Source organism: Streptomyces sp. NBC_00019, assembly GCF_045041015.1.
Taxonomy (GTDB): Bacteria; Actinomycetota; Actinomycetes; order Streptomycetales; family Streptomycetaceae; genus Streptomyces.
Window position 1 is genome coordinate 11,207,503 of sequence record NZ_CP108302.1, and the last position, 25,951, is coordinate 11,233,453.

General features: G+C 69.0%; 19 protein-coding genes and 5 pseudogenes. 17 read left to right on the forward strand and 7 right to left on the reverse strand.

Going from position 1 to position 25,951, the window contains the following annotated elements; genetic code table 11:
* Window positions 1–52: 52 nt before the first annotated feature.
* Genes OHU89_RS52305 through OHU89_RS52335 form a run of 7 tightly spaced genes read left to right on the forward strand, consistent with a single transcriptional unit; the run spans window position 53 to window position 8,053 of the window.
* Window positions 53–1,114: a radical SAM protein gene (locus tag OHU89_RS52305; RefSeq protein WP_405654067.1), complete on the forward strand. Its 1,062-nt coding sequence runs from the start codon at window positions 53–55 to the stop codon at window positions 1,112–1,114.
* Window positions 1,114–2,307: an enolase C-terminal domain-like protein gene (locus tag OHU89_RS52310; protein WP_405654069.1), complete on the forward strand. Its 1,194-nt coding sequence runs from the start codon at window positions 1,114–1,116 to the stop codon at window positions 2,305–2,307. Before OHU89_RS52305 ends, OHU89_RS52310 begins: the two co-directional genes overlap by 1 nt.
* Window positions 2,304–3,020, forward strand: a complete 717-nt coding sequence (locus tag OHU89_RS52315; RefSeq protein ID WP_405654071.1) for an HAD family hydrolase — start codon at window positions 2,304–2,306, stop codon at window positions 3,018–3,020. Before OHU89_RS52310 ends, OHU89_RS52315 begins: the two co-directional genes overlap by 4 nt.
* Window positions 3,020–4,186 (forward strand): GGDEF domain-containing protein, encoded by a 1,167-nt coding sequence (locus tag OHU89_RS52320; RefSeq protein WP_405654072.1) that lies wholly within the window; start codon window positions 3,020–3,022, stop codon window positions 4,184–4,186. Before OHU89_RS52315 ends, OHU89_RS52320 begins: the two co-directional genes overlap by 1 nt.
* A gap of 1 nt (window position 4,187) precedes the next feature.
* Window positions 4,188–6,347 (forward strand): phosphoketolase, encoded by a 2,160-nt coding sequence (locus OHU89_RS52325; protein WP_405654074.1) that lies wholly within the window; start codon window positions 4,188–4,190, stop codon window positions 6,345–6,347.
* Window positions 6,344–7,210, forward strand: coding sequence for a phytanoyl-CoA dioxygenase family protein (locus OHU89_RS52330; protein ID WP_405654075.1), 867 nt, complete (start codon window positions 6,344–6,346; stop codon window positions 7,208–7,210). The genes OHU89_RS52325 and OHU89_RS52330 overlap by 4 nt, the downstream gene beginning before the upstream one ends.
* Before the next feature lie 39 nt (window positions 7,211–7,249).
* Entirely contained in the window at window positions 7,250–8,053 is an 804-nt protein-coding gene (locus tag OHU89_RS52335; RefSeq protein ID WP_405654078.1) for a class I SAM-dependent methyltransferase, read from the forward strand.
* A gap of 823 nt (window positions 8,054–8,876) precedes the next feature.
* On the opposite strand, the gene OHU89_RS52340 is transcribed toward OHU89_RS52335, so the two are convergent.
* Window positions 8,877–9,092: a hypothetical protein gene (locus OHU89_RS52340; protein ID WP_405654080.1), complete on the reverse strand. Its 216-nt coding sequence runs from the start codon at window positions 9,090–9,092 to the stop codon at window positions 8,877–8,879.
* Between the two features lie 292 nt (window positions 9,093–9,384).
* Here OHU89_RS52340 and OHU89_RS52345 point away from each other — a divergent pair.
* A pseudogene (locus OHU89_RS52345) lies at window positions 9,385–10,155 on the forward strand (DUF2637 domain-containing protein); the annotation flags it as partial.
* A 1,437-nt stretch (window positions 10,156–11,592) separates the two neighbouring features.
* On the opposite strand, the gene OHU89_RS52350 reads toward OHU89_RS52345, so the two are convergent.
* Entirely contained in the window at window positions 11,593–12,105 is a 513-nt protein-coding gene (locus tag OHU89_RS52350) for a hypothetical protein (protein ID WP_405654082.1), read from the reverse strand.
* Window positions 12,106–12,230: 125 nt separating this feature from the next.
* On the opposite strand from OHU89_RS52350, the pseudogene OHU89_RS52355 reads away from it, so the two are divergent.
* Window positions 12,231–12,919: pseudogene (locus tag OHU89_RS52355) on the forward strand (transposase); the annotation flags it as partial.
* A gap of 110 nt (window positions 12,920–13,029) precedes the next feature.
* Window positions 13,030–14,110, forward strand: a pseudogene (locus tag OHU89_RS52360) (IS630 family transposase).
* Between the two features lie 30 nt (window positions 14,111–14,140).
* On the opposite strand, the gene OHU89_RS52365 reads toward OHU89_RS52360, so the two are convergent.
* Window positions 14,141–14,569 (reverse strand): hypothetical protein, encoded by a 429-nt coding sequence (locus OHU89_RS52365; protein ID WP_327721772.1) that lies wholly within the window; start codon window positions 14,567–14,569, stop codon window positions 14,141–14,143.
* A 209-nt stretch (window positions 14,570–14,778) separates the two neighbouring features.
* Between OHU89_RS52365 and OHU89_RS52370 the strand changes: the two are divergent.
* The 4 genes and pseudogenes from OHU89_RS52370 to OHU89_RS52385 all read left to right on the forward strand — a co-directional run.
* Window positions 14,779–14,958, forward strand: a pseudogene (locus tag OHU89_RS52370) (transposase); the annotation flags it as partial.
* Window positions 14,959–15,094: 136 nt separating this feature from the next.
* Window positions 15,095–15,793: an IS3 family transposase gene (locus OHU89_RS52375; RefSeq protein WP_405654084.1), complete on the forward strand. Its 699-nt coding sequence runs from the start codon at window positions 15,095–15,097 to the stop codon at window positions 15,791–15,793.
* Window positions 15,794–15,962: 169 nt separating this feature from the next.
* Window positions 15,963–17,162: an IS30 family transposase gene (locus OHU89_RS52380; protein ID WP_405655052.1), complete on the forward strand. Its 1,200-nt coding sequence runs from the start codon at window positions 15,963–15,965 to the stop codon at window positions 17,160–17,162.
* Window positions 17,143–17,457 carry an integrase core domain-containing protein gene (locus OHU89_RS52385; RefSeq protein WP_405654086.1) on the forward strand — a complete coding sequence of 105 codons (315 nt, stop codon included), beginning with the start codon at window positions 17,143–17,145 and terminating at the stop codon, window positions 17,455–17,457. Before OHU89_RS52380 ends, OHU89_RS52385 begins: the two co-directional genes overlap by 20 nt.
* Before the next feature lie 66 nt (window positions 17,458–17,523).
* Here OHU89_RS52385 and OHU89_RS52390 read toward each other — a convergent pair whose 3' ends face one another.
* The gene (locus OHU89_RS52390; protein WP_405654087.1) at window positions 17,524–17,751 is read right to left on the reverse strand and encodes a hypothetical protein; all 228 of its coding nucleotides are present in this window, start codon (window positions 17,749–17,751) and stop codon (window positions 17,524–17,526) included.
* A gap of 79 nt (window positions 17,752–17,830) precedes the next feature.
* Between OHU89_RS52390 and OHU89_RS52395 the strand changes: the two genes are divergently transcribed.
* Entirely contained in the window at window positions 17,831–18,526 is a 696-nt protein-coding gene (locus tag OHU89_RS52395) for a hypothetical protein (protein ID WP_405654089.1), read from the forward strand.
* A gap of 24 nt (window positions 18,527–18,550) precedes the next feature.
* Here OHU89_RS52395 and OHU89_RS52400 read toward each other — a convergent pair whose 3' ends face one another.
* Entirely contained in the window at window positions 18,551–20,140 is a 1,590-nt protein-coding gene (locus tag OHU89_RS52400) for an IS1634 family transposase (protein ID WP_405654092.1), read from the reverse strand.
* Window positions 20,141–20,593: 453 nt separating this feature from the next.
* On the opposite strand from OHU89_RS52400, the pseudogene OHU89_RS52405 reads away from it, so the two are divergent.
* Window positions 20,594–21,142: pseudogene (locus OHU89_RS52405) on the forward strand (GGDEF domain-containing protein); the annotation flags it as partial.
* A 72-nt stretch (window positions 21,143–21,214) separates the two neighbouring features.
* Window positions 21,215–21,670: a barstar family protein gene (locus OHU89_RS52410; protein WP_405654094.1), complete on the forward strand. Its 456-nt coding sequence runs from the start codon at window positions 21,215–21,217 to the stop codon at window positions 21,668–21,670.
* Between the two features lie 47 nt (window positions 21,671–21,717).
* On the opposite strand, the gene OHU89_RS52415 is transcribed toward OHU89_RS52410, so the two are convergent.
* Together OHU89_RS52415 and OHU89_RS52420 are read right to left on the reverse strand one after the other, a co-directional pair.
* Entirely contained in the window at window positions 21,718–25,185 is a 3,468-nt protein-coding gene (locus tag OHU89_RS52415; RefSeq protein WP_405654096.1) for a hypothetical protein, read from the reverse strand.
* Complete coding sequence (locus OHU89_RS52420) at window positions 25,185–25,637, reverse strand: TadE/TadG family type IV pilus assembly protein (protein ID WP_405654098.1); 453 nt, start codon at window positions 25,635–25,637, stop codon at window positions 25,185–25,187. Before OHU89_RS52420 ends, OHU89_RS52415 begins: the two co-directional genes overlap by 1 nt.
* Window positions 25,638–25,951 lie beyond the last annotated feature (314 nt).

Genomic DNA, 25,951 nt, shown 5'->3' on the forward strand with positions numbered 1-25,951 from the left:
GCATCACCCGTTGCCGGTGCGGCAACTCCCTCCACACGAAAGGGAATCTCGGATGCTCACGTCGGTTCGCCACCTCAACCAGGTGGCCAGCGCATGGAACATCAACCCTGAGGACGTGCTGCTGATCGCGCTGAACGCGTCGGGGGCCCGGTCCCCGCTGGACAAGCCCCGCATGCGGTTCCAGCTGCGGCTGGACTCGCGCCCCGACACCCCGCTGTACCTGATCCTCTCGCTGGGCCGCACCGACTCCCCGTTCGAGCTCGACGAGCACGAGCTGCGGCTGAACGGCGAGAAGGTCGGCGAGGTCGACGGCATCGAGGACGACGACGCGGTGCTGGGCTACTGGCGCAACGGCACCCGGATGCTGACCCTCAACTCCAACGCGCGCTCCCAGTGCACCGGTTGCGTGTTTTGCCCCAACACCCTCGAAGGCGCCTCCGACCCGCAGATCAAGGCCCTGGACATGCCCGGCTACCTCGGCGTCCTCGCGGCGAACTCCGGACTGTCCGACCTCGCTGCCGTGGAGACGGTGACGGTTTGCACCGGGTGCTTCCTCCACGAGCACCTCGCGCTCGAGCACCTCCGCGAGGTCCGCGCGGCAATGGGCGCGAACGGCTGCACCGGCACCCTGCACTTCCTGTCCTCGGTACTCACCACCGACGAGGGCATGGACGCCGCCGGCCTGGGCCCGTTCCACCTGACGCTGACCGCCGAATGCTTCACCGAACGCCGGCAGATCCTCAAGGAGTCCAAGGCCAAGCTCACCCCTCAGGACATGGTCGACGTCCTCGCCCGGGCCAAGGAGCGGGACATCACCACCGACTTCACGTACATCGTCGGGCTGGACCCGATCGAGGAAGCCGTCGCCCACCTGCGGGACTTCGTCGACGTCACGACGACCTTCCCCCGGTTCCAGACCTACCAGGCCCACAACCCCTTCATGGACGTCTACCGCACCCCGGGCTCGGACACGATCGAGTGGCACCTGACGATGCGCCGCAGCGTGGAGGAACTCTTCGCTGCGACCGGGCTGCGTCCGCAGTGGTGGCAGAACTACCGCTCGCCCTGGTGCTTCACCTTCGCCGGCGAGGAACTGACGGGAGCGAAGGTCTGATGGCAGCGCTCACCCTCCCCACCCACTTACCCGCTGCGGTTCCGGCGGCCACCATGATCCGCGCGGTCCGCGCCTGGCAGCTGGCACCCCAGCCCCCCGGGCTCCCGCAGGGCCTGCCCGAGCCGATCGCCGCGGCGGCGGGTGCCCCGCCGGCAGGTCCGGCTTGGGCCGAGCACCGTACCCGGTTCGCCATCGAACTCGTGGGCGACGGTGTCTCCGGTTGGCAGGCCTCGGTCTCCGAGACGGTCGCGCAGATCATCGCCGATGACCTCGCCCACGGACTGATCGGGCACGACGCCGCCGCCCCGCGCCGTCTCGCCTACCGCCAGAAGACCGGGCGGCACCACAGCGGTCCGCACGCCCGCCAGGCCGCCTCGGCCGTCGAACTGGCCTGCTGGGACCTGGCCTCCCGCGCCGCCGGGGTGAGCGTGACGGCTCTGCTGGGCGGCACCATCCGCACTACCGTCCCGGCCTACGCCACCGCGCTTGGCCTCGACGCGGTCCACCCGGCGGCCCTGGACGCGGCGGCCTGGATTGCCGAGGCCGGGTTCTGGGGACAGAAGTGGCCGCTGCCCAGGCACCTCATCCTCGCCGGGCCGAGGGCTGTCGCGAAGACGCTCGGCCCGTTGCGGGCGGCGGCGGGTGAGGGCCGGTTCATGGTCGACGCGCTCGGGCGCTGCCGCCTGGACGAGGCGATGGGGCTGCTGCCCGTCCTCGCCGATCTGGACGTCGCCTTCGTTGAAGAGCTCCTGCCATCCGGCACGCGGGCCTGGCACCGGCTGCGGTCCGCCGGGGCGGGAGTTGCCCTCGCGGCGGGGGAGCACGCGGTCGACGAAGCCGAGCAGGTGCGCCTGCTGACCAGCCAGGCTGTGGACGTCTGGCAGGTCGACCCGGGCTGGTCGGGAGGCCTGGCCCGCGCACTGCACATCACCGACTTCGCGGCGGACCTGGGGATGGCGACCTTCCCCCACGGCGACCGGCTGCCTGCGGCGCTCGCCCTGGCCGGAACGTGCTGCCGGGACAAGATCCCTGCCGTCGAGTGGCACCTCACTCTGGAACCGCTGCGCCAGGAGATCTTCTCCGCCCCCGTCCAGGTTGAGAACGGACACCTGCCGGTCCGTGCCACCCCCGGACTCGCCGAACCCCTCAACGTGCCCGCGGGAACAGCGGTGAGAGAGGTGACCGGTCCATGACCGGCCAGCCCCGCAGTCCTCGCCGGTCCTGGGCCGACGTACGCGCAATCTCCTTCGACCTCGGCGGCACCCTGGTACGCCCCGAAGCCGAACCGACCACCGGGCAGGTTGCCCAACTCCTGGGCATCTCATTGGCCGAGGCCCGCACTCTGATGGAACAAAAGGCCAAACGCTCCCGGATCAGCCCCACGGACCTCGCCGGCGAACTTTCCGCCACCTTCCATTGCCCCGACCTGTGCGGTCGGCTCACCGACGTGCTGGAGCGAGCCCGGCAACGGGCGGCCCGACCGGATGTGTACGACGACGTCCGGCCCACCCTCGCCACGCTCCGCAAGCAGGGCCTGGCCCTGTTCGCCATCACCAACAGCCTTGGCTCCTCCATCCCGGACCAGACTCCTGTGGCCTTCCAGGACCTGACGCAGGTGCTCTACTCCGCCGAGACCGGCGCGGTGAAACCAGAGCGCGCGGCCTTCGCCGCCGTCGAGCACGCCTCAGGGCTCGGCCCACGGCAGTTGCTGCACGTCGGGAACTCGCTGCGCGCAGACGTCGAAGGCGCCGCCGCGGCGGGCTTTCACACCGCCTGGCTGAACCGAGGCCGCGCCGACATCGCCGTACCGCCCGGCACGGTCTGTCTGCACACGCTCACCACCCTGCTCCTGCTGCTGTCCGCCGGGCTCGTACCGGTCCTGACCAGGATCTCGGAGGCCCACTGATGGAGTTGTCCGGCAAACCCTGCCCGAAAGCGGCCGTCACCGAATCGCTGACCAGCTCGGTCCCCCTCTTCGACCCCGCCCAGATGCCGCTGCGTACTTGGTGCGCCGGCAGCCGCGAAGACCCGCTCACCGGCCTGATCACCTTCCCCGACTTCCACAGCAACATCCCCCGTGCCCTCGCCGCCGCCCTGACCGACGGCGGACTCGTGGGGCTCGCGATCGGCGACGTCGACGGACTCAAGGACCACGTTGAGCAGGCCAACGCCACCGATCCGAACTGCTACGGGCACCTTGCCGGGAACCGGGTGATGGCCCGCCTCGGCGCCGTCACCCGGGCATGGTTCCACACCCAGCCCTGGGAGGCCGGATGCGCAGCCACCTTCGGCGGGGACGAAGTCATCATCGCCGTCACGCTGGACGGCACCTCCGCCTTCCACCGGGCCATCGCCGAGCTTCGCGACCGGCTGGCCGACGAACTGCCGGTCCGTGTCTCCTTCGCACTCACCGTGGCCTGCGCCGAACACCTCCCCGCACAACCCGGCCAGGGCAGCTGGAAGCACCACTTCACCGACGCACTGCTGGCCGCAACCGACCGCTGCCTGTTCGCGAGCAAGTCCGTCCGCTGCGCCAACGGGGGAGAGGGCGGCATCATCGCCGTCACCCAGCCCCCGCTGCCCGGCCCCACAACCCCAGCCAGTGACCTCCGCGCGCTGCTGCCACTGCCGGCCGGAACCGAGACACTGCACGTGCTCGCCCGCCCGCTCGGCACCGGCGTGCACAGCATGCTGCTGCTGCCCTGCGCCGGACCGGCCGGCCTCCGCGGCAAGCGGCTACGCGTCACCTTCCCCGATGGCCACGCCCGTACCGCCGTCGCCGTCTCCGTGCGCGGACAGGCCGCCATCCCGGGCGACACCGCCGCCACGATCCCGCCCGATACACCAGGCATCGCGCTCACCCTCCAGCCCATCCGGGACAGGGCCGCCCGCAGCGTCCCCGACGACCTGGCCACGGCCCTGGAACGAGCCGAACTGGATTGGTCGGCACTGCCTGACCACGAACAGGCCCAGATGCTCCACCTGATCACCGAATCCGCCACCGACGGCATCCGCACCGCCCGGATCACCGCCGCCATCGACGCGGTGGCCACCCGCACCCGGAGCTGCTGACATGACCGCCACCACCGACCTGGACCCGGGCACCGATCCGCCACCCCCGCCTGCCGGGACGTCCCTGGGCCTCCCGGACTGGAACCGCGCGGCACGCCAAGCCGCCGACGCCGTAACCGACCAGGCCATCAACGCCTACTGGCGCGCCCTGAACTATCTGTCGGCCGCCCAGCTCTACCTGACCGACAATCCCCGCCTCGCCCGTCCGCTCAGACGGACGGACATCAAGGAGAGCCCGAGCGGGCATTGGGGAGTCTGCCCGCCGGTCAACTACCTGCTCGCCCACCTCGGACCGCTGACCGCCCGGCGGCCAGCCGACGCTGAACTGCTCGTGCTGCACGGCGCCGGGCACGCCGGCCCGGCCGCGCTCGCCCACGCCTACCTCAACGGCACCCTGCCCTTGACCAGTAAAGTCCCGGGCTGGTCGATGCCCGACCTACGCGCCCTGATCACCGGCTTCCCGCACACTGCGAAGTTCGGCGGGGAGATCACCCCGCTGATCCCCGGCGTACGCCACACCGGCGGACAGCTCGGGCCCGCGCTCGCCATCGCCCAGGGCATGGTCCTCGACGCCCCGCACCGTCTCGTGCTCCCGCTCATCGGCGACGGAGAGCTGGAGACCGGGGCGACGGCGGCGGCCTGGCTCGCCCGCCGCGCCCTGGTCGGCAGCGGGAAGCACGGAGCGGTGCTGCCCGTAGTGCTGGCCAACGGACTGAAGATGGGCGGTCCCTCCCTGCTCGCCGGCATGAGCAAGGACGAGATATCCGGCTACTTCGCCGGCCTCGGCTACACGCCCCTGATCGACGACGGCACCGATCTGGCAGGCTTTCGACGACTGCTCGCCGACGCCTTCGGACAGCTGCGCCCGCTCAACGAGGCAGGGCAACAGCCGGTGATCGTACTGACCATGCCCAAGGGCCACACCGGCCCCGCGCAGGTGGCCGGGCGACAAATCGCGGGAACCCCAGCCGTCCACAAGACCCCACTGAAGAGCCCGGCCGAGAACGACGCGGAGTTCGCGGCACTGGCATCCTGGCTCGGCTCCTACCGGCCGACGGAGCTGTTCACCACCCAGGGCCGCCCCACCGACCTGATCCGGCAGGCTCTGCCCGGACCGGCACCTGCGCCCGCGAAGGCCCCGTCCCCGCCAACGGCCCGGAGCCCCCGGGCCTGGCCGGACGTGTCCGCGGTCATCCGCGACCGCGCAACGCACGGGGCCTTCCGCCTGTTCAGCCCGGACGAAATCACCTCCAACCGCCTCCAACTCTCGGACGGCGGACCGTTTCCGGGCTGGGCCGTTGAGATCCTCAACGAGGAGATTTGCCACAGCTGGCTCCAGGGGTACACCGAGACCGGCCGGGACGCCCTGCTGGCCACCTACGAAGCCTTCGCACCGGTCAACACCAGCCTGCTCGTCCAGCACCTCAAGCACCGGCGCCTGCGCTACCGCGCCGGCCACAGCGGCCTGCCTTCGGTCAACTACCTGATCACCTCGCTGGGCTGGCGCAACACGTACACGCACCAAAACCCCGGCCTCGTCTCGTCCCTGCTGGATACCGAGGACAGCTCCGTGCACGTCTACACCCCAGCGGACACCACGCGGGCCGCAGCCGTCCTCTCCGTCATGCTCACCGGCCACGACCACGTCAACTTCCTGATCACCGACAAGCACCCCGGCCCGGCATTCCCGCCCGACCCCTTCCACGAAGAACTCACCGAGGGCGCCGCAGTCTGGCCCCAGCTGAGCCACCGCGGACGCCCGGACATCATCCTCGCCTCAGCCGGCAACGTCCCGGCCCGCGAGCTGACCTCCGCCGCCGCCACGCTGCGCCGCTCGCACCCCAACGTCAAGATCCGCTACGTCCACGTCAACGATCTCGCCGTCCTCGGCCCCGCCCCGCACCGGCCGTACGCTCTCAGTGAGGAGGCGTTTGCCCGCCTGTTCGGCAACGACACCCCCGTCCTGCTGGCCGCCCCCACGTACACCAGCACGGTCCGCGCGCTCCTTGCCGTCCGCCGCGACGCGCACCGCTTCCACGTCGTCGGCTATCAGGAGCCCGGCCACCCCCTCACCCCCGAAGGCCTGCTGGAGCACTGCGGCCTCGCGGCCACCAGCCTGAGCGCCCGGGCCGCCCAACTGCTCAAGGAGAGCAGCTCATGATCCTCGGCACAGCGTCCCCACCGGATCCAGACCTCCTCACCGCCTTCGAAGACGACGGCTATGTCGTCCTGCGTGACGCCGTCACACCACAGTGGCGCGAGCAGGCCGCCGCGGCGGCGACGCGTCTGCTCGCCAGCGACCGCGCCATCGGCCGCGACCGCAGCGCCGACGGCAAGGACGGCTTCCGCGGCATCACGGCCATGGACGACACCTTCCTGCCCCTCGTGGCCAACCCAACCGTGCTGCCAGTCGTCGTGGCCCTGCTGAGCCCGAACGTGTACCTGATGTCCAGCAACCTCATCCACCTCCCCTCCATCCCGCCCGGTGCCCCGCGGACCATCCGCGTGCCCGAGCGTCATGGCTGGCACCGCGACATGGGCGCCGCCACCCGCGACCTCGGCATCGGCTCCGTCCGTCGCATGTCGATCAAGGCCGCCTACTTCCTCAGCGACCTCACACCTGACGCAGGCGTCACCATGGTCGTGCCCGGCAGCCACACCGACACCGGCCCCGTTACTGTCCCGGCCGAGGCCATCGACCCGCCCGGCGCTTTCACCCCCGACGTGGGGCCGTACGACGTGATGCTGTTCGAGAACCGTCTCTGGCACGCGGGTGGCCTGAATACCTCCGGCCGCCCTCGACTCGCGGTCATGATGCAGTACGGCTACCGCTGGCTCGCCGCCATCGATGACCCTGCCCCCGAGCTGCTGCAGCGTGAGGGCCTCAGCGACATCGAACGGCAGCTGCTGGGCCAGCCGGACCGCCACCCCGACGGCTCCATCGCCCACGAAGGCGCCGGAGCCGCACCCCTGCGCACCTGGTGGGAGCACCTCACCTCACCCCCGACTCGTTTGCCGGGATGACACCGCCGTACGCCCACGACCGAAACGAGGACTCACCCGATGACCGCCGCCCGCACCCCGCACGAGCTGTTCATCTCGACCGCGCCCTACTACGCGCGCTTCCGCCCCGGCTACGACCCCGCCCTGTACGACATGCTCGCCGCGAGGTTCGGCCTCGACGGCACCCAGCGCGTCCTCGACCTGGGTACCGGCACCGGCGTGCTCGCCCTGCCGCTGGCCCGGCTCGTCGGCCGCGTCACCGCCGTCGACCCTGAGCCCGGCATGCTCGACGAGGGCCGCAATCTCGCCGCAGAGCAGGACATCACCAACATCGACTGGGTCCAGGGCGACTCCACCACCATGCCCGGCATGAACCTGGACCCGGTGCGGCTGACCGTGATGGGCGCGGCCTTCCACTGGATGGACCGCGACCAGACCCTGCACGACCTCGACCAACTCGTCGAGCCGGACGGGGCCGTTGTTCTCGCCTCCGGCGGGGCCCCCGGCGACGTCGAGCCCGCCCCCTGGCTGCAGGTCATCGCCGACGTCCGCACCCGCTATCTCGGTCCCGAGCGCCGGGCAGGGTCCGGCACCTACTCCCACCCCAAGGAGCGCCACCAGGACGTACTGGCCCGCTCCCCGTTCTCCAGTCTCGAGACTGCCCGCTGGGACCGCACGATCACCCGCACCCTGGACGACGTGATCGGCCTGCAGTTCTCCTACAGCTACTCCAGCCCCGCGCAGCTGGGTGACCGCAAGGACGCCTTCGAGCGCGACGTGCGCCAGGCTCTGACGGAGTTCAGCCCGGAGGGCACGTTCGCCGAGGTCGTGCGGACGGAAGTCATCGTGGCCACCCGTCCCTGACCTTCCGCTCGGCGGATTTCCACCCCGCGCTACAGTCCGGCATGGGTATCGCAGACACCTCCATCGCTGCCGTCGCAGCGGCCTTCAGCGGCGCCGCTGTGGTCGCCTCGTGGCGGGCCTCCCGGGAAGCCAACATGACGGCCTCGTCGGTCGCGCAGATCGAGCGTGACCGTTGGCACCGAGAGCTGACCCCCAGCTGCAACTTCAGATCGATCCGAACAACCACTTCGTCTATGTCCGGTTCATGCGGCCTGCGGCGCTCGGCTGCCTTCAGGTGCAGCTCCAAGTACGGGACGATCGCGACCGATCCCAGGATCCGGTGCTTGGTGGAGGCGTGACAGCGCAAATGCGCGCTGAGGTCATCTGGGGGCCGTACCGCTTTCGGCCCGGTGTCGACGGCGCGGACACTCTGGGCCGGGCCGTGGCACCCTTCACCTTCGAACCGGACGATCTTCATCGGCTCGCGATTGACCTCAGTATGAGGCCAACCTGGTACGAGGGCCCCACAGGTGAACACCGGTGGCGTGAGCAGTACCGCAGCGCCCCTATGCGGTTGTGGGCAACCTGCGAAGCGTCCGGTCACAGGCCATGGCGGCTGAGTTGCGAACTGCCGTGGGACGGAAGCCCGGCACTCACCGAACTGCCGCCCGGTCCCTGATTCCATTGCGAGGCGACGCTAACCACAAACTGGCCTGCGCGGTGCTCTCTCACTGCACACCACCGGAGGAAGCGAACTCGTAGGCTACTTCCCAACTGCGGTCCGGGACGACGATTCGTGGCCCCACTTGGCGTCGGGGCTGGGCCCATTGGTGTCGGCGGCGGGTCACTGGTCGTCGGCTACCTGGTCAGCCGCGTCGAGCAGCGAGTCCACCAGTTCGTCATGACGCTGACGTTCCACTCCCCGTGACGGGCTGGACAGCACGATGCCCTTCGCCTCGCCCAAGGAGGTGGGGCCTGCGCCGAGCAGCTCGCGCGTGACGAGGATCGAGTCCATCACGTTCACCCCGCGGTCACTCAGCAGCCGCTGCACGGCGTTCATCCCCGCATGCGAGCCAAGCAGCGGCCCGCACTCCGTGACGAGAGCGGAGATCCGCTCAACGCGAGCTGGATCAAGCGGCATCGGCTTCTCACCCCTCGGTTTGGTGGGACCAAAAATACCCTGCCCGAAGCCCGTCCCGAGATCGAGAAATGAGGCCGAATCAGGTTGCAGCGGGGTCAGTTGAGACTGGCGAAGCCGAGTCCTCCTGCAGGGCGCGTAAACCTCTCCCGCCGCCCGGCTGGGCATGACAGAGTGTTATGTGTTCGCTAGTGCGATCGAAGGGGGAGTGGGGGTGGCTGCGCCGTTAGAGCTGACACGGACGCACCGGGTGCTGATCGGCGTGGTCGTGTGCGGCGCCGTAATCATCGCGGGTATCGGTTTCGCGGGCTCGTACGCGGCCGTCCGTGAGCTGGCCCTTGAGAAGGGCTTCGGGCGCTTCTCCTACGTCTTCCCGGTCGGCATTGACGCGGGTATCTGTGTCCTGCTCGCCCTGGACCTCCTGTTGACGTGGATCCGCATCCCGTTCCCGCTGCTGCGTCAGACGGCCTGGCTGCTGACGGCGGCGACCATCGCGTTCAATGGCGCGGCCGCCTGGCCGGATCCGCTCGGCGTCGGCATGCACGCCGTCATCCCGATCCTGTTCGTGGTCTCGGTCGAGGCCGCCCGGCACGCGATCGGCCGGATCGCGGACATCACGGCTGACAAGCACATGGAGGGTGTCCGGCTCACGCGCTGGCTGCTCTCCCCGGGGCCGACGTTCCTGCTGTGGCGGCGGATGAAGCTGTGGGAGCTGCGCTCCTACGAGCAGGTGATCAAGCTGGAGCAGGAACGTCTGGTCTACCAGGCCAGCCTCCGTTCCCGGTTCGGCCGCGCCTGGCGCCGCAAGGCCCCTGTCGAGGCCCTGATGCCGTTGCGGTTGGCCCGCTACGGTGTCCCGCTCGCCGAGACGGCTCCTGGCGGTCTCGCTGCCGCCGGCATCGTGGAGCCGCCGATCGAGTTCACCTTCGCTGTCGAACGGGCACCCGCTCCAACACCCGCTGAGGAACCCGCACTCGAGCCCGCAGCAGACATCGAGGGCGAACCGGTCGAGCTGAGCAGTGAGGCACCACGCACCACAGATCACGCCCCGCTCAGGGGTGCGGGACAGGCACCCGAGGAAGCGCATTCGGATGAGGCCGAGGGCTTCGCCGCGGCCTATCAGGCCTGGATCGCGAACTTCCAGACCGCGCCGTCCGCAGCCCAGTTCGCGTACTGGCTCCAGGACCACGGCATCACCACCGCCGCCGGTGGACTTCTCACCGACGCCCAGCTGCAGCCCCTGCTCCAGATCTTCAACGAGCGCTACGGCCCGACACCCGAGCCCATCGCCGCGCAGCAGCAGGCGGGTGACGAGCTGTCCTGGGACGACTACTTCTACAGCTCCTGGCTTGCGTATGCGCAGGAACACGGCGCCTACCCCGGTGCCGCAGCCCTCGCCGCCTACGTCTACGAGCGGGACCAGATCGCCGGCCCCGGTGGCCGCCCCCTCACCGGCGGCGACCTTCAGGCCTTCGTCGAGGACTTCCAGCAGCGCGAGGTCACCGAGCAGAACCCGCCCACCGAAGACCCAGCCGGCGACATGCGTGAGCAACGCGGCGATGAGCTTGCACCGGGCGACGAAGAGACAACCGAGTCCGCGCCCGCCGGCGCAGGTGCACAGGCGGCCAAGGACCAGCGGGGCCTTCGGGTCAGCGCCGCCATCGACGGCCCGCCGCCCCACGAAGACGCGTCAGCCGGGGAAGCGGCCGGGCTCACCACCGTGGACCGCTACTACCTGGCATGGGCGGAGCACCAGGCGCAGCGCACTGAGGAACCTTCGTCTTCGACGGCGGAGGCTGCGGAGCTGTCCCGCTACCTCGCCGACGAGAAGGGACTGCGCGGCCGCGGCGGCAAGCCGGTCAGCGCCAGCAACCTGCGCCGCTACCTCCTGCCGTTCCGGATCTACCACCTGTGGGCCGAGCAACGGGTGCGCAGCCAGACACCCTCCCTGGATGCCGTTGCGCAGGAGTGTGCTGCGCAGGGCATCACTGCGCAGCACAACCGGCCCATCACCACGGACTACATCGCCGGCCAGGTCGACGACTTCGAACGGCGCTGGCAGGCCCTCACCCGCCACCACGCGCAGAACCAGCAGTGAAACCGGCCTTGCGCAGCAGCTGCGCAAGGGCCGATCCCGTCCACCCTTCCAGGTCGCCTGCGCAGCCTCTAGGGCGGATAGGGACGGCTTTTCTGGCCGGAGCAGGAACACGGTGGGTACGGCCGTCCGGCCCCTGCGGAAAAGCCTTCAGAAGCCCACCTGGAGCGGCAGTGGCCCGACTGGTCTGCAGTCTGCCGATAGAACTACAGATTCTCTCAGGCACCTGGCAGTTCACCCGGTCCGGTGGCCGGCCACTGGGCCATTGCCGGCGTTGGGAGTGGAACGGAAGGTGGGAGTGAGGGCCTTCGTCATGTCGTGGAGTGGTCAGTTGTGTGTGCCGTACCAGGTCCAACGTGAGGACTCGATGCCGGGCTGGGCGTAGCGGGTGGAGTAGACGGCGTCACCGTTCGCTGAGGTACGCAGGTGGCTGGCCGAGAGCCAGGGGCTGTTGGTGATCGTGTTGTTGTCAGCGCGCCAGTACTGTCCGTCATTGCCTGTGTCGCAGGGGCTCGTCCAGACGGCGTTCGTGTCGCTCTTCCAGTCCGTGGTGAGGCAGAGGTCGCCGGTGACGTACCAGGCCTTCAGTTGGCGCAGGGTGATGCCGCTGGTGTTGTCGGTCCACGAATCACCCCAGTACCAGGCGGTCAACCCGTCACAGGGGCCCGACCAGACGTTGCTGGTCGTGCCGGAGTAGGTGAGGCAGTTGCCCTCGAAGGCGTTCTGGTACACCCAGCGGGTGGTCGCCGCGGACGCGGTGGACATCGCGCCCGCCACGGTGAGCATGAGGGCGGCGAACATCATGGGCAGCGTCAGTCTCAGAGTCTTCAGAGATTTCATGATCGCGAAAATTGGGAGATCCTTCAGAGTGGTAGATGCGGAGATCCAATTGACAGCAATCGTCGCTCGAGCCGAGAGGCCGATCAACGCTTTTCCGTGGAAGGGCGACACAGAGCCAACACTCTGTGGACTCATTGCGCAGATCCGGCTCCTCGCTGCTCGTCCAGCGAGGCCGGCCGTGGCGATCGCCGCTCGAGGACCGGGTGTTGCTGGTGGCGACGTACTGGCGCACGAATCTGACGTTGCGGCAGGTGGCGCCGCTGTTCGGGGTGTCCAAGTCGGCCGCGGACCGGATTGTGGACCATCTCGCGCCGTTGCTGGCGATCTCACCGGCCCGCCGCCAACGGGAAGACACCGTGTGCATCGTCGACGGCACCCTGGTCCCCACGCGAGACCGCACCATCGCGGCCTCGAGCAAGAACTACCGGTACTCAACGAACCTGCAGGTGGTCATCGACGCCAACAGCCGCCTGGTGGTGGCCATCGGCGATCCGCTGCCCGGCAGTCGCAACGACTGCCGGGCTTTCAGCGAGTCCGGAGCCGACCGGGCCTGCCGCGGTGTCCCCACCATCGCGGACGGCGGCTACCAGGGCACCGGGCTGCTCATTCCGCACCGAAAACGTCGTGGTCAAGAACATCTGAGTCCCGCGCAGGAAGCGGAGAACTCGGTCCACCGTCGCGCTCGGGCACGCGTCGAGCACGCCTTGTCCCGGCTGAAGAACTGGAAGCTCGGGACTGCCGACTCAAGGGCAACGGGGTCCACCAGGCCGCACTCGGCATCGCCCGCCTCCTCAACATGGCTCTCACGGGATAACTCAAACCCCATACGGGACAACCTCTAGTGCTCTGACCGCATAGTTCGCCGGGCTGGCCGTGGTGGCGGTTGGATGTGGGGTGACGTCCGATCCGACCGCTGGAGGCGCGGTGGCTGAGCCTGTCCGTGTGCGCAGGTTGACCGACCAGGAGGGGCAGAAGCTGCAGCAGATCGTGCGCCGGGGCAGTACCAACTCGGTGCGCTACCGGCGCGCGATGATGTTGCTGGCCTCGGCCGGCGGGAACCGCGTGCCGGTGATCGCCCAACTCGTGGCGGCCGACGAGGACACCGTCCGGGATGTGATCCACCGGTTCAACGAGATCGGCCTGGCCTGTCTGGACCCTCAGTGGGCGGGAGGCCGTCCCCGCCAACTCAGCCCTGACGACGAGGACTTCGTCGTCCAGACGGCCACCACCCGCCCGGTCAAGCTCGGCCAGCCCTTCACTCGCTGGTCACTGCGCAAACTTGTCGCCTACCTGCGCAGAGTCCACGGCCGGATCATTCGCATCGGCCGCGAAGCGTTACGCAGCCTGCTCGCCCGCCGCGGTGTCACCTTCCAGCGCACCAAGACCTGGAAGGAATCTCCCGACCCGGACCGCGAGGCGAAGCTGGACCGGATCGAGGAGGTCCTGGACCGCTTCCCGGACCGGGTTTTCGCTTTCGACGAGTTCGGACCGCTCGGCATCCGGCCCACCGCAGGCTCGGGCTGGGCACCACGGAAACGCCCCGACAGGCTGCCGGTCACCTACCACCGCACTCACGGAGTCCGGTACTTCCAAACCACCGCAGGAAAGGTGCCGCGAACACGCTGGCCGCGCTGAAGTCGATCCGTGCCGCCCGGCCCGACGGCGCACCGATCTACGTGATCCTGGACAACTTGTCCGCCCACAAGGGCGCCGACGTCCGCCGCCGGGCGAAGAAGAACAAGGTCGAGTTGTGCTTCACCCCGACCTACGCCTCCTGGGCGAACCCATCGAGGCGCACTTCGGACCGCTGCGGCAGTTCACCATCGCCAACTCCCACCACCCCAACCACACCGTCCAGACCCGGGCCCTGCACGCCTACCTGCGCTGGCGCAACGCCAACGCCCGCCACCCGGGCGTCCTGGCCGCCGAACGCAAGGAACGCGCCCGCATCCGCAGCGAGAAGGGCATCCGATGGGGCGGACGCCCCCTCGCCGCCGCGGCCTGAACGACCCGGCGAACCCATGCGCTCATAGCACTAGCCAGCCGAACTGACCAAGGTCTCGAAACCTGAGCTATCGCAGTAGGACACTGCACGACCCTCAGCCCCGATGTCGCCGCCGACCGCGTTGACGGTGTCATCGAGGATGTCGGTGCCACCGTGTTCCAGGCCTGCCCGGTCAAGCCTTTTCGAGGCCTCGATGACCGCATGCCCTGCCGATTCGGTGTTATCGAACTCGGGCGACTGGACACTCTGTCCGTCACCGGCATCGGCGTCTGGCTCGCCGGTTGTCGTGGCGTGCGCCGCGTCCTGCCAGGACCCCAGCTTGGTGCAGTAATCCCGTTGCCGCTCCTTGGCCTGCGCTGGATCGTCCGACGAACAACTGCTCATCAGGACAGCGGCAACGACAACGGCCGCTGCTCGCCTGACTGCTCGTGTAATCCCACCGCTGTGCTGCAAGGACATGCCCTCCCCGAAGCTTCCGCCACAGAGTATGGATCACGAAGGTGTCACCTTGCGCTGATCTCCGCGCATCATCAGCAACGGATCGGCGAGGAGCTGAACACACGACCAACCCGGCGAACCTATGCGGTCACAGCACTAGCGCTGAGGGGCCACGAAGTTTCCGGACAGGCACCCAATAGGGTTGTCCTGAACAAGGAAACGAGGAAGAAGTGGCGCCACCCAGTAAGTACTCGCCGGAGTTCCGCGAGGAAGCCGTCCAGATCGCGTTGAGGTCAAGCAAGACGATCTCCGAAGTCGCCCGGGAGCTTGAGCTGAACTCGGAGACGCTACGCGGCTGGGTGAAGAAGTACCAGAAGCAGCAGGAACCGGCCCCCGATGCGGAACTGACGGTGAACGAGCGGGCGCGCCTGAAGGAACTCGAACGACGCAACCGCGAGCTGGAGATGGAAGTTACCTTCCTGAAAAAGCCGCAGCGTACTTCGCGAAGGATCCCCGGTAGCAAGCAAGTACGAGTTCATCGACGAGATGCGGCTCGACACCGAGAAGTGCGCATACAGCGTCGAGTTCATGTGCGGCCGACTTGGCGTCTCCAGATCCGGCTACTACGACTGGCGATCCCGCCCGGAATCCGCGACAGCTCAGCGGCGCGAAGAACTGAAATTGCTCATCGAGGAAGCCTTCGACATGTCCGACAGCACCTATGGGCACCGGCGCATCCAGGCCCAGCTGCACCGCTGGGGCGTCGCCGCGGGCGTGGAGTTGGTCCGCCGCCTCATGCGCGAACTGGGCCTGGTGCCCTGCCTGCCACAGCCGAAGAGGTTCAACCTCACTCAGGCTGCGGCCGGCCAGGTGCCGGACCTCGTCGGCCGCGACTTCACCGCGGATGCGCCCGGCGAGAAGCTCGTCGGTGACATTACCTATATCGCGACCGGGGAAGGCTGGCTGTACCTCGCAACGGTCATCGACTGCTGCACGAAGGAAGTCATCGGTTACGCGATGGACGACCACTACCAAACCCCCCTGATATCCAGGGCGATCCGTAACGCGGCACGGAACAGGAACCTCGCGGCCGACGCGATATTTCACTCGGATCGCGGAAGTAACGGTGAATTCAACTGGTCGTCGCAACACTTTGATCTCGGAGGTGTGCGACGTGGCCACGGCGGACTGGAGTTTGAAGGCCAGCGATGTTCCGGAGGGTCGGCGTCGGCAGTGGCGCGCTGATCGTGCGTTGCGGCCGGCGATGCGTTCGCCGGGGCGGCCTGATCCGTCTCGAGTCGTGCAGCGCCAGTTCTGGCGGCTGATCGCCACGGGGGTCACGACGGTGGAGGCGTCGTTGGCGGTCGGCGTGTCGTGGCCGGTGGGTGCGAGGTGGTTTCGTCACGCTGGCGGCATGCCTCCGATCTCGTTGGCCGAGCCCACGGGCCGGTACCTCGCGTTCGAGGAGCGCGAGGAGATCGCGATCCTCAGGGCGATGAACAAGGGCGTGCGCGAGATCGCCCGGGCCCTGGGGCGTGACCCCGGAACGATCTCTCGCGAACTGCGCCGCAACGCCGCAACGCGCAGCGGCAAGCAGGAGTACCGCGCGACGGTCGCCCAGTGGAAAGCACAGCAGGCCGCCAAGCGCCCGAAGACCGCGAAGCTCACAGGCAACGACAGGTTGCGGGAGTACGTACAGGACCGGCTCGCTGGCAGCGTCCGCCGCCCCGACAACACGATCGTCCCCGGACCCAGGACGCCCGCGTGGAAGGGGCTGAACAAGCCGCACCGGCAGGACAGACGATGGGCGACGGCATGGAGCCCGGAGCAGATCTCGCACCGTCTCCCTGTCGACTTCCCCGATGATGAGTCCATGCGCATCAGCCACGAAGCGATCTACCAGGCGCTGTTCATCGAGGGCCGTGGCGCGCTCAAGCGGGAGCTGGTCACGTGTCTGCGTACCGGCCGGGCGCTGCGGACTCCCCGTGCACGGTCGCAGAACAAACCGCAGGGGCATGTCACCGCGGACGTCATCCTCAGTGAACGCCCCGCCGAGGCCGCAGACCGCGCGGTCCCCGGACACTGGGAAGGAGATTTGATCATCGGAACGGGCCGATCCGCGATCGGCACGCTGGTCGAGCGCAGCAGCCGCTCCACGCTCCTGGTGCACCTGCCCCGGCTCGAGGGCTGGGGTGAGAATCCGCCCGTGAAGAACGGCACCTCGCTCGGGGGCTATGGCGCGATCGCGATGAACACAGCGCTCACCGCCTCGATGACGCAGTTGCCCGAGCAGCTACGCAAAACCCTCACCTGGGACCGCGGAAAGGAACTCTCCGGCCACGCCCAGTTCGCCCTCGATACCGGGACGAAGGTGTTCTTCGCCGATCCCCACTCGCCCTGGCAACGACCGACGAACGAGAACACGAACGGGCTGCTGCGTCAGTACTTCCCGAAGGGCACCGATCTCTCCCGGTGGTCTTCCGCAGACCTCGAAGCCGTCGCCATGGCGATCAACAACAGGCCCCGCAAGACCCTCGGCTGGCGGACACCCGCCGAGGTCTTCGAAGAGCAGCTACGCTCGCTGCAACAGCCCGGTGTTGCAACGACTGGTTGAACTCGCCAACTACATGTCAGCCGAGTTCGGGAGGATGCTGGACCACTTCGGGCTCCGCAGATCTGCCGGCCGCACCGGGATCTGTTTCGACAACGCCATGGCCGAATCATTCTTCGGCGCCCTGAAGAACGAGCGCGTATCAAGGGTGACTTACCTGACCCGCGAGGACGCCCGGCAGGACATCACTCGCTACATCGAATTCTGGTACAATCGCAAACGCCTCCATTCGGCGGTGGGTTACCGCCCTCCGCGCGAAGTCCACGCCGAGTACGAGACGTTGCGAATCGCCGCGTGAAACAAACGGTCAGAAGCCTGTCCGGAAAACGCGAGGCCCCTCACGCCCATGATCACGCGGAAGTGCTCACGAAACTGCGGATCCTAGATTGCGTTGGTCCCTTCCGTTGCCGTGCAGAAGGTCGTTGATCAACTGCTCCGTGGCCGTCTCAAGATCGCGGTCGAGTGTCCTGTTGATCTGCTGGATCCGGGTGATGGTGGTGTGGAGGCCGGAGCGGTTCCCGGCTGTGTGCTCGATTCGCATCAAGTCCCGGTAGAGCAACTCGGCGCTGTCGTCGGCACCGATGCCGATCACGACGGCTCGCCTGGCCGCGCTGAGGTTGTGCAGCGGGCCACGTGGGTACGGCGTTCCGGCCGCCTCGTATGCTGCGCGGATGAGTGATCAGAGGATGGACGCGCCCGTGGTGGGCGGCGTCGGGGACGCGGCCGGGGCCGGAGTGCCCGCTGCAGGTGGGCAGCGCACGGGAAGGAGCGCCGGGGCGTCCGTACTCGCCACGCTCTGGGTGCTGCTGGTCGCCTGGGGGATCGCCGCCGGCAACACCGGACTCGCCTACGTCACGCTGGGCATGGACTTCATCCCGATCGCGGCGGGCGTGCTCGGCTGCCTGGTCTTCGTGATCGTGCTGCGGCTGCTCCACAGGGCGTGGTGGCTCGCCGTCCTCTCCGTGGTCCCCGCGCTCTTCATTCTCGTCGGGTCCGTCCAGTACGCCCCCGAGGCGGCGCTCGACCGGCGTGGCGTCCGCGAAACCGTCCTGATCACCGCGGACAGTGCGGCGGGAACGGCGAGCAAGAACCACCGGTTCACACTGGTCGGGCCGGGCGGTGAACTCGACGAGACCCTCGAGTACCGGGGGAGCAACCCCGGTTACCGGGTGGGCGACCGCATCGAGATCCTCCGCGACCCGGAAGGCGCCGTCCCCCTGGAGGACGCCGTGGACGTCGACCCCGAAGGCAGGCTCGGCGGCCTCGTCACGGGAGTCGCCGCATGGACGGGCATGACGCTGCTCGCGGGCTGGCGCGGCCATGTGCGCCGACGGGAGAACCGCCGGGCGTGGAGCGGCACGATCTAGGCCCGGACTTCGCGGGTCACTGATTCAGGTTTGTGGCCAGCGGGTTTGTCCGATGTCGGTGTCGAGGAGGTGGAGTTGGACGCCGCGGGTGATCTGGACGGTGGGCGGATCGGTGACGTGGCCGATTCGCAGGGTGAGTTCGCCGAGGTGGTAGAAGATCATGCGGCCGGTGGGGCGGACCCGGCGGTTGTCGGGGTAGAGGCCGGTCATGGTCTGCTCGGGGCCGAGTGCGCGTCTGACCTGCCGCTCGATCAGACAGAAGACGAGCAGGGCCAGGCAGATGACCTGGATCAGGGCGGCGACACGCCGGTTGTGCTGGACGAAGACCGGTGCGACCGCGAGGGGTCCTTTGAAGTCGTGGTAGCGGCGTTCGACCGCGCCCTGACCCTTGTAGTGGATCAGGACCTGGGCCGGGTCGGCCTGCTCGGCCGGGATGTTGGTCAGCAGCGCGTACCAGCCATCGGCGGCGGCCTCGCCATCCAGGACGTCCTGGTCGAAGTGCCAGGACAAAGCGGGGATGCCGTGCTCGTTCTCGGTGACGCTCCAGCGCAGACAGGAGGTGACGCGGCGCTTGGCGGTGATGACGCCGATCCGGGCGAGGACCTTCTCGGCGGTCTTGTAGTGCCGACCGCCCGCGGCGGCGACGAGCTTGTTCAGATCCTCGGCGGCCTTGGCCAGGCGTTTGTCCCGGGCGGCCTGCTGACCGGCCGCGACGGCGGTGGAGTGGACCAGGATCCGGCGCACGGTCAGGACCGGGTCGCTCTTGCGGCTCCCGGACAAGGTGTGGGTGTCCTCCAGCACACGGTAGGAATCCCGCCGCTCGGCCGGTTTGTCCGTGTCTCTCTGCGGCGTCCAGTCCACGACCGCTGCCCGGCCGAGGTCGAGGGCGACGTAGACCTCGTCCTTGACCTGCGCGGCCGGTGCCGGAGCGACGAACTGAACCCCGGCGGCCAGCAGGGCGGTGATGTTGTCGTAGGACACCAGCTTGGAGTCGGCGACCATGAGGAAGTCGCGGGTGCCGGCCATCGTGCGCAGGTCCTTCATCGCGCCGACGACCTGGCTGACCTCGGCCGCCGGTCCGCCGAAGACACGAGCGTGCAGGGGGATACCGCCGTCGGCTGTCACCGCGAGTCCGGCCTGGACCTGCTTCAGGTCCGTGCGCCGGTCCTTGGGATGCCCGTAGCCGATGACGGGGAAGTCCTCGTCCTGGCCCTCGGCCGGGTAGTCACCGTGCACGGACATGCTGGTCATGTCCCAGTGCAGACGGGACACATCGATCCCGAACTCGGCGATCGCGCGCGCCCCGACCGTGCCCGCGATGGACTCCAGGTGCGGGGCGACCGCGTCCAGGGCCCGGGCCAGACGGTCATCGTTGAGCAGACCGGCCTCGATCCCGAAGACCTCCTCCACCGCCCAGCACCTGGCCCAGTCCCCGACCCGCACCAATGGCGCGGGCGCGGTCAACCGGTTGGCCACCAGAACCTCGATCACCTGCCCGTGTGTCACATGCGCACTCGCCCCGCCGGGGCACACCTCATCGATGATCCCGGCCAGATCCAGCCGACGAGTGAACTCGGAAACGACAGGCAGAGCGCCCAGACGCTTCTCCACCACGGACGTCACCGCCACTTCAAAGCGCTGACGCTGCGACCGTGGCCGCGGGGACCGGGAAGTCTTCGACACACCCCGCCCAACGCCACACCAACGGCCCAGGACACCCCCAGGCCAGTCACACCATACGAATCAACGACCCGCGAAGTACGGGTCTAGGAAGGCACGGACGAAGGGGGCCCCGTGCAGGACAGGGACTTGGGGACGGCGCCGTCGCAGCTCACCTCGCCGGCCTCCACCTGCGCGCCTGGATGATCTGGCTCAGAGAACTCACCCGGACCACCTGGTGATCGCAACCACATACGCTCCTTAGAGGGCTTTGCGTTGGTCCCTTCCGTTGCCGTGCAGAAGGTCGTTGATCAGCTGCTCGGTCTCTGTCTCAAGGTCGCAGTCGAGTGTCCTGTTGATCTGCTGGATCCGGGTGATGGCGGTGTGCAGGCCGGAGCGGTTCCCGGCCGCGTGCTCGAACTCGCCCACTGCGCAGCCCACGACCCTTTACCCGGTCTGCCGAACTCCACCGAGCTGCTCTCCCGCCTCTCGGCCCGTCTCTGTCAGTACGCGGCCCGCCCCAGAACGATCGAGTCTTCGGAGCTGGAAGGACACGACGCTTCTCACAACTGCCACGTGCACGCCCTCGCCCCTGAGGGTGAGCGGGACTACGGCGTCAAAGGACTCGCGGTCCTCTTCTGCAGCCTTGACGGTTTCAAGTCGATCAATGATCGGTTCGGACACCAAGCGGGCGACGCGGCCCTCGTGGAGGTTGCGCGACGGCTGTCCCAGGCAGTGAGTGAGGGTGACACCGTTGCCCGGTTCGGAGGCGACGAGTTCGTGATTCTTGCTGACGGACTCGACCGCGTTGTTGCCCAGGACTTCGCAGTGCGACTACGCAATGAGATCATCCAGCCATTCCGGACCGAGGGGCGAGCCATGCGGATTGGTGTCAGCTTCGGCATTGCATGGGCCCACTGCGGCATGGCAGCAGCCGATGCAGTACGGGCTGCCTGAGAGGCTGCAGCCTGACCGCCCGCGGTAGGGGATCATGTTGGTCGTGGATGAGCGTGGCGAGGGGCGGATTCGGTGACGGTAGAAGACGAGTTCCTGGATGCCTGGGTGGATGTGGAGGAGGCGCTGCCCTGGCTGCCGGCGGCCCCGTACTTTGTCGCCGAGGAACAACACGGCTCTCTGCTGGAGGCGTTGACGGGGTCCGGCTTGTCCGTACTGGAGATCGACCTGGCGGACGTGCGGCGGGAGGGCGATCTGCAGGCCGCACTCGGACGAGCCCTGGCAAAGCCCGACGAGTACGACGACAACTGGGACGCGCTCCGTGACCTCCTCAGGGAGCGCGGCGCGAGCACCCCCTGGGCCATCGCCATGGTCTTCTCCTCCGCTCCCGCGTTCCTCCGCGCCGACGTCCACGGATTCGTGCGCGCGGTCTCGGTCCTGCAGAACCTGTCGCTCGAGCTGTCGGACATTGACGAGCCCTACGGCCAGTTGGAGCTCTTTTACGTGGGGGAGTGGCCCTCGGCTCAGTGAGGCCGACGTGTCTGCGGATTGGCCAATCCACTGTCAATCGGGCCCCTTCACGGGCAGCGGAGCCGCGGACCCTCGATGTCCGGCTCGCGTCGTGTGTGCAGAAGATCGTTGATCAACTGCTCGGTCTCTGTCTCAAGGTCGCAGTCGAGTGTCCTGTTGATTTGCTGGATCCGGGTGATGGCGGTGTGCAGGCCGGAGCGGTTCCCGGCCGCGTGCTCGATACGCATCAGGTCCCGGTAGAGCAGCTCGGCGCTGTCGTCGGCACCGAGGCCGATCATCACGGCTCGCCTGGCCGCGCTGAGGTCGTGCAGCGGGCCAGGAGGGGTGCGGTGGGTGGCCACCGCGTGTGCGACGTCGATGATCCTCGTGATCATCTCCTGCTGGAAAGGCTCGGCCCAGGGCAGGGGCCTGCCGCCGAACGGCCTGCCCCGTACCAGGCTGAGGGCCTTCTCCAGGTCCGGGACACCGGCTGGTCCCTGGGGCAGCGCGTGCTCGGCGAGCTGGAGGAATCGTGTCCAGTCGCAGCGCACCGCGGGGGAGAGGCGATAGGGGTCGTCACCGGTGCTACGCCGTAGAACGTAGGGATTGCCGGAGGTGTCGCTGCCCAGGGCGCCGCGTAGTCCTCGCAGCCGGGAGTTGAGGGTGTTCACGCTCCAGGGGTTGAGCGGGTTCATGTCGGTGCGCAGTTCGTCGGCGGAGCGGCCTGGTCGGAAGAACAGCAGTGCGGCGAGCTGGCTGTTGCGCGGTCCGTGCCCGGAGGCGCCGACGCCGTCCACTTCGACCGGCCCCAGGACACGGATCTCCGGCGCGCGCAGGTCCTGCGCCGTGCCCTCCGCAGCCGTCGGCTCCTTACCGTTCCCGGCGCTGTCCTGGTGGTCGTTGTTCCCCGCGGGCTCTGCGCCGGTAGCCGGCTCGGTAGCTGTCGGCGGGGTTCCTTCGGTGTTCGGCGCAGATTCGTCGCCGGCTGAAGGTGACGCCCCGGGCAGCAGGCGCAGCCCGGACGGATCGGCACTGGCAGCGACCAGGGCCGCAAAAACCCCACCAGTAGAGCTGGTATCCGACGGGGTCTGCGGAACGGGGACCTCGGCAGCGGCGGTCGCAGCTGTACGGGGCTCGTCGGCGGGCGTGGGCTGGGGCAGCTGGTTGGGTTCGTCCGGGACGTCTCTCCAGGGGCCTTCGGCGGGCTGGGCGGGTTGTCCGGAGACTGCGAGGGCGGTGGTGATCTGCTGGTAGGCGGCGTGTTCCAGGCGCTGCACGGTGATGTCGGTGCCGACGCAGCCGAGTTGCTGCGGGGTGTTGAGGGAGGCGTTGAGGATCTCGGCGTCGGGGAAGTGCGCGGCGGCCGAACTCGCTGGGGCGATCAGGGTGACGGGGACCGGGCCCGCTTTGTCGATGAGATCGGCGAACCGCCAGGCCGTGTCCGCGTCCAGCGCGGACGCGCACAGCAGGAGATAGGGCTGGTCCTGGGTGTCGGGCATCTGGTGTGCTTCCAGCAGACGCTCGCTCAGGTCGCGCAAGGCGTGCGCGGCTTGGCGCATGTGGGCGATCCGCGCGGTGGGCAGCAGCTGCGGCAGGTCCTCGCCGAATCCCACGGTGATGATTTCGACGTCGCTGGCCCACGGGCTCATCCCCAGCTCGAGGGCGAGGGAGGTGCAGACCTCCGTGATGTGCACGGCGCTGCCGTCCAGCAGCAGCGCGGGCAGGGCCGTGAGGTTGAGCAGCATCAGGTCACCCGTGTCCGTGCTGCCGATCGTGACCAGCCCCGGATACGGGGCCGGCACCTCGCGGGCGGCCGTCTCGTCCAGGAGGGCGGCGTCGCCGGGCAGGGCCCACCACCCCGCTGTCCCGGACACGAACGGCGCCACCGGCTCTTGCGCGAGGTCCTCGGGCAGGACGTCGACGGTGTGCGTGCCGATCCGCGCGGCCCGCAGCTGCGGCAGACCGGGCGCGGTATCGGCGTCGGTGGGCAGTTGGTGGGCCAGGGTGCGCAGGGCAAGGTCCAGACGGACGGCGCCGCCCGCCTCGGCAGCGGCCGCCAACTGGGCCTCGGCCGTGGACGTTTCCGGCGCGATGGCGATCTTCTCGCCGGGCTTACGGCGGCGGCGCTGCAGCGTCCTGCGCAGGGCGAGCGCCCCGGTGATAGAGGCTGCCAGCAGTGCGCCGGCGCCCAGCACGACGCGCAGGTTCAGCGAACTGCCGGCCGGAGCCGACTCGGCCGAGGGCGCCGCGGCCGGGGAAGACGCATCGGACGCGGACACCTCGGGTGACGCCGGGGGAGAGGCGGTCGAGGGCGCACCGCTGCTGCTCGGCCCAGGAACCGTCGAGCCGGCTGGGGGCGGAGCGCCCTGCTCGTGGTCTGGCCCGGGGCGCTCGCCCGGCGGGCTGCTGGAGCCAGACCGCTCTGGTGTTGGGCTGGCGGAGGGGCTGGGCGCCGGTGGCTGCGCCTCCTGGTCGTCGTCGTGCCCGGGCTGTTGCTCGTCGTCAGAGGCCGAAGGGTCCGGCGGCGCCGGCTGCTCGGAGTCCTGCTCGCCCTCTCCTGGTTGATCGCTCGCCGGTGGCGGGGCGTCCGGCGTGGCGGTGCCGGGCACCGTGACGTGCTGGCCCGGATAGATCACGTCGGGGTCGGTGATGGCCGGCAGGCCGTCCGGCTGCGGCTGATCCTTGCTCGCGGCGAAGAGCTCCGGCCACCGGTTGCCGTCCTCGAGTTCCTCCGCGGCAATCGTGGACAGGGAGTCGCCCGGCTCGACGACTTCCACCTGCGCAGGCTCGTCGGCCGCCGCCGGAGCAGCCTGGTCGAGCTGCGTGTGGACGCCTCCTGTTGGGCTGTAGGAGGCGGGCATTTTCAGCTGCCAGCCGGGCTGCAGAAACCCGTTGGAGCGGAACACCTGGCCATCCGTCATGGTGTGGCCCTCATTCAGGGCGGCGATCTGACGCCACCGTTCGCCGTCGCCCAGTTCCTGCTCGGCGATGCTCCACAGGCTTTCCGCGGGCCGCGTCTGGCGCACCGTGTAGGTCGGGGACGACGTGCGCCCGGTCGCCGTGGACGCCCTGTCGGCTCCGGTGTCGTGCCCGGCCTGGGTCTGGGCGGGCAGGCGAGCCGCTGTCGCGGCCGGGGCGGCCTGCGCATCGGAAGCCAGCGCCGAACTGGTGGGCAGCAGCACCAGGATGCTGCCGATCAGCAGCGCCGCGGCCCGCTGCGAAGAGCCCAACCCGCGGGGGGCATGCCAGGTCCGGCCACGCAGCTGCGCGAACAACTCACGCACCGTGCAGTACGTGAACTGCGCCCACCCGATCCAGCCCACCGCGATGATGAGTAGCAGGGCTGCCGAGCCGGTGTCCTGCCGGTCGAGGAGGTGCGCGAGGTCGTCGTGCCCGGCCTCCCACAGCACGGGCGTGGCCCAGGCCAGCAGCAGGGGCAGCCCCGCGAGCGCGCCGGCCAGGACCAGCAGGCTCAGCACGGCTGTGACCCCACGGGCCACGCGGCGGCCTCCTGTTGTGGTGGGGGTGGTGCCCATCACTGGTTTCCTTCGGGTGTGGTGACGCCGTACAGGAGGGTGGCCTCGCCATGTCCGGTCACCGGGAGTGATCCGATTCCGGCGACGGACAGGAACGTGGTGTCGTAGGCGTCGGTGACGTCGACGATGAGGGTGGTGCCGTCCCCCGACACGGTGACCGTGCCGGTGGCGCCGGCGGAGGCGAGGTAGGCGCGGGCTGCGGCCACCGCGTCCTGCGGGTCCACGACGATGGCCTCACCGGGGATGGCCTGGGCGGGGTCGATGGCCTGTCCGCCGGCCCGGGCGGCTTCACCGGCGAGGAAGTCGGCGCGTTCGATGGCGCGCATCCTGCTGCCGCCGTCGACGGCGACGCCGATGATGCCGATCAGCGCGATGACGCACACCGCGACGAACACGGTCACCCCGCCGCGGTCGTCGAACGCGAGGTGCCGGGCGTGGCGTGGGCAGCTCATGCGCTCTCCCGTGTCGGACCGGTCGTGGGTGTGGAAGCGATGTCCCCGGTGAGTCGTGCTCGGCTGCTGGTCAGCAAGTTCGCCCGACGGGGTGCGGATGGTGACGAACTGTCATGACGCCGGGCCGGAGGTGTATCACCCGTAGACGTGGGCTCTCCCGGTGAATCGGTGCGGTCATGACGCGCGCGGGTGTGCAGTGTGGCCCGCCCCGACTCCTGCGACCGGACGTCGACGGTGCGGACGCCGCGCAGGAGAGCATTGACCAGTGCGGGCTGGCCCGGGCGGCGACCGCCGTAGGGGACGGCCGGCCGGTC